We start from the raw sequence: 3,854 nt of genomic DNA on the forward strand, positions 1-3,854 counted from the left end.
ATTATACAATGTATATGTAGCGGAGAAAAGATGTTTATCGTTAGGCATCTTTTTTTCTTGTAAAAAAGTCAGCCTAACTCCTAATGAGTTACACTGACTTTTTTTATGTGTGGGCTAGTCTATTTAACGACAGCCCCTTTTTTATGAGTGTAGAAGATATTTATTAAGAATTTTATTTTTTGAATCTTGACAAATAACAAAATTAAAGTTAGTATAGACGTATAGACGTCCGGTTGGGAAGTGTTTTTGGAAGTTAATCATTAAATCTAAGTGTCAAATGAATGGAGAGAGGTAATGAAAGATAAGATTATAAAAGCCATAAAAAGTGTAAAAGAATTGTCTTGTTATGATATAGGCATAGAAATCTCATCTGACAGAATTGTTACTCTAACAGGGAAAGTTGATGAATGGCAGCATGTGGTAGATATTGGTCATATTGCTGCAAAAGTAAAAGGTGTTAATAATGTGGTAAACGATATAACAGCACAGGGGATAACTATTCCACAAAAAGATAATACCGAAAAAATTAAAAACACTCTACAAGAGAATGTACATAAGAAATGTGATATCTTAATAATAGGCGCAGGGATATGTGGTTGTGCAATTGCTAGAGAATTATCCAAATATAATCTAAGCACAATAGTAGTTGAAAAGAATAGTGATATAGCAGAAGAAGCAACAAAAGCCAATAATGGTAATATTCATCCAGGAGTTCTAGCAAAAACAGGGACTTTAAAAGCAAAACTTAATATAAGAGGCAATGAGTTATATACAAAGCTGTCTAAAGACCTTAATTTTAAACTAATTAGATCAGGTTCATTGAATGTAGTTTATGATAAAAGTGAATGGAGAAAGATGTTAGGACTTAAGTTTCTAAAAAAATCTAAGCTAGGATATCTAATTAAGCCAGCTAGACAATTTATGAAAGTTCCTGGATTAAAATGGTTAAATCAAGAAGAGGTCAAAAAATTAGAACCAAACCTAAAAGGTGAGCCTATTGGAGGGTTTTTAATGTCTACAATGGGATTGGTTGAACCTTATGAAGTATGTATAGCCTTTGCAGAGAATGCAGTACAGAATGGTGTAACATTCATGTTGGATACAGAAGTCCTAGATGTACTCACAGAAGATGGAAAAACTAAAGGGGTAATAACCAATAAATGCATTATTGAAAGTAAATATGTTATTAATTGTGCTGGAGTATATACAGATAACATAGCTAAGATGGCGGGAGATAGATTTTTTACAATTCATCCTAGAAGAGGTGCCATAGCTATATTCGATAAAAATAGAAAAGGCTTCTTTAACAGACCAGCTGGAACAAGAAGTGGACGGAGTAAAAGTACTAACTCAAAAGGTGGTGGAGCTTGTGTATCCCCAGAAGGAAATCTATTATGGGGACCAACTGCTACAGAGATTCCATCTAAAGAAGATAAGTCGGTAGAAGCTAGTGATATAGACTATATAATAAAATTAGGTGAACGTGTCACAGATGAAGTTAAGAAATCAGAGATAATTACTTTTTTTGCAGGTATTAGAGCAGCAGATTATAAAGAAGATTTTATAATAGGTATGTCGAAAAAAGTAAAAGGATTCATCAATGTAGCAGGAATACAATCACCTGGGTTAGCATCAGCACCTGCAATAGCAGAAATGGTTAGAGGAATAATAAAAGATGATATGGGCGGTATACCTCTAAATGAAGATTTTAATCCTATAAGAAAACCTAAGGTACAATTCAGAGATTTATCCCATGAGGAACAAGATGAACTAATAAAGATGAATCCCAAATATGGGAATATAATATGTAGATGTGAGCTAATAACTGAAGGCGAAATATTAGACGCTATACACAACGAGATACCAGCAACAACTATAGATGCCATAAAGCGTAGAACAAGGGCCGGAATGGGTAGATGTCAAGGTGGTTTTTGTGGTCCTAGAGTATTAGAAATACTTGCTAGGGAGTTGAAGAAAGAACCTACAGAAATAACCCTAAAAGGTTCAGATTCATATGTCCTTAATAAAAATAGTAGAGCGTAATGAAAGGAGGGATTAGATGAAATATATTGAAACAGATGTAGCTGTTATAGGCGGTGGACCAGCTGGGTTAGCAGCGGCTACAGAAGCTAAGAGACAAGGCGTAGAGAATGTACTTATAATAGAGAGAGATGTAGAGTTAGGTGGAATCTTACAACAATGCATACATGATGGATTTGGACTGCATAGATTTGGAAAAAGATTATCTGGCTGCGAATATGCTGAGAACTTTATAGTAGAAGTTGATAATCTAGATATAGATGTGAAAATAAAAACCATAGTCCTAGAGATAACCAGGGAAAAAATAATCTATGCAATGAATGAGTCTGAAGGTATGATGAGAATAAAATGTGGAGCAATTATCCTTGCTATGGGATGTAGAGAAAGAACCCGTTCTCAAGTATTTATATGGGGTACAAGACCAAGTGGTGTACTTACAGCAGGTACTGTACAAAGATATATCAATATGGAAGGATATCTTCCAGGTAAAAAAGCAGTAATTCTTGGGTCAGGTGATATTGGACTTATTATGGCAAGAAGAATGACACTTGAAGGTATTAAGGTAGAAGGTGTTTATGAACTAATGAGTTCCCCAGGAGGATTAACAAGAAATATTTGTCAATGTTTGGATGATTATAATATACCAATGCACCTATCAACTACAGTTGTGAGAATACATGGTAATAAGAAATTGGAAGGTGTAACAGTTGCCCAGGTAGATAGTAATAAAAATCCTATAAAGGGTACAGAAAAATACATCGAGTGCGATTTGTTGGTTCTTGCAGTTGGATTAATCCCTGAAAACGAATTGTCAAGAAAACTGGAAGTCAAGATTGATCCAAGAACAAAAGGACCAGTTGTAGACGAGAGTTTCATGACATCAGTTGAAGGTGTTTTTGCTGCGGGAAATGTAGTAACAGTGTTTGATTTAGTAGATTATGTATCTATAACGGGAGAGATTGCAGGTCGTGGGGCAGCTAGATATTTAGAGGGGAATCTTAATCTAAAAGATGAATATCAATCAGTTATTCCTGGTGAAAATGTTAATTTTGTAGTACCACAGATAATTAGGAAAAACAACTTGGAAGAACAGCTTCCCATATATTTTAGAGTAAAAGAAAAAGAGAAAAAAGTAAAAGTGATTGGTGAAATTGACGGAGAAATTTGTTTGAATAAAAAACATGGCGTAGTATTACCACCTGAGATGATTGCCATAAATATAAAAACTGAAAAATTAATGTCAAGTAATAATGAGTTAACCATTAGTGTAAAGGTGGGGTAGATTATGAAAAAAGAATTTACATGTATTGTTTGTCCTATGAGTTGTCATCTAACTGTTTATCAAAAAGGAGATAATATAATTGTAGAAGGAAATACCTGTAATCGAGGTAAAGTGTTCGGAGAAAATGAATATGTTAATCCTAAAAGAATGTTGACAACTACAGTAAAAATAGATGGAAGTCATTTAAAAAGATTACCAGTAATCAGTAACTATGAGATACCAAAAAGTAAAATATTTGAATGTGTCAACGAGTTGTACAAAATGACAGTTAAAGCACCAATTAATAGAGGGGATATTATAATAAAGGATATATGTAATACAAAAGTTGACATTGTAGCATCTAGAAGTATCATGAAAAAAAGAAGGTAATATACCTTCTTTTAATTTCGTTCATTTATTATAGCTTAACTACATTCTCTGCTTGAGGTCCTCTAGCGCCTTCGACAACTTCGAATTCAACTTTTTGGCCTTCTTCTAGAGTTTTAAATCCATCACCTTGAATTGCAGAAAAATGTACAAATACATCATCTTC

At 33.6% G+C, this 3,854-nt stretch carries 4 protein-coding genes; 3 read left to right on the plus strand and 1 reads right to left on the minus strand.

What is annotated here, in order from left to right; translation table 11 throughout:
* Positions 1–294 precede the first annotated feature (294 nt).
* The 3 genes from N4A55_RS06845 to N4A55_RS06855 are packed head-to-tail and all read left to right on the plus strand — an operon-like array spanning position 295 to position 3,691.
* The gene (locus tag N4A55_RS06845) at positions 295–2,043 is read left to right on the plus strand and encodes an FAD-dependent oxidoreductase (RefSeq protein ID WP_293754822.1); all 1,749 of its coding nucleotides are present in this window, start codon (positions 295–297) and stop codon (positions 2,041–2,043) included.
* Positions 2,044–2,059: 16 nt separating this feature from the next.
* The gene (locus N4A55_RS06850) at positions 2,060–3,322 is read left to right on the plus strand and encodes an NAD(P)/FAD-dependent oxidoreductase (protein ID WP_293754823.1); all 1,263 of its coding nucleotides are present in this window, start codon (positions 2,060–2,062) and stop codon (positions 3,320–3,322) included.
* 3 nt (positions 3,323–3,325) lie between these two features.
* The gene (locus N4A55_RS06855) at positions 3,326–3,691 is read left to right on the plus strand and encodes a DUF1667 domain-containing protein (RefSeq protein WP_293754825.1); all 366 of its coding nucleotides are present in this window, start codon (positions 3,326–3,328) and stop codon (positions 3,689–3,691) included.
* A 28-nt stretch (positions 3,692–3,719) separates the two neighbouring features.
* Here N4A55_RS06855 and N4A55_RS06860 read toward each other — a convergent pair.
* A partial coding sequence (locus tag N4A55_RS06860; protein ID WP_293754826.1) for a cold shock domain-containing protein occupies positions 3,720–3,854 on the minus strand: 135 nt, incomplete at its 5' end.

This window comes from Vallitalea sp. (assembly GCF_025211055.1).
In the GTDB taxonomy this organism is placed as follows: Bacteria; Bacillota; Clostridia; order Lachnospirales; family Vallitaleaceae; genus Vallitalea.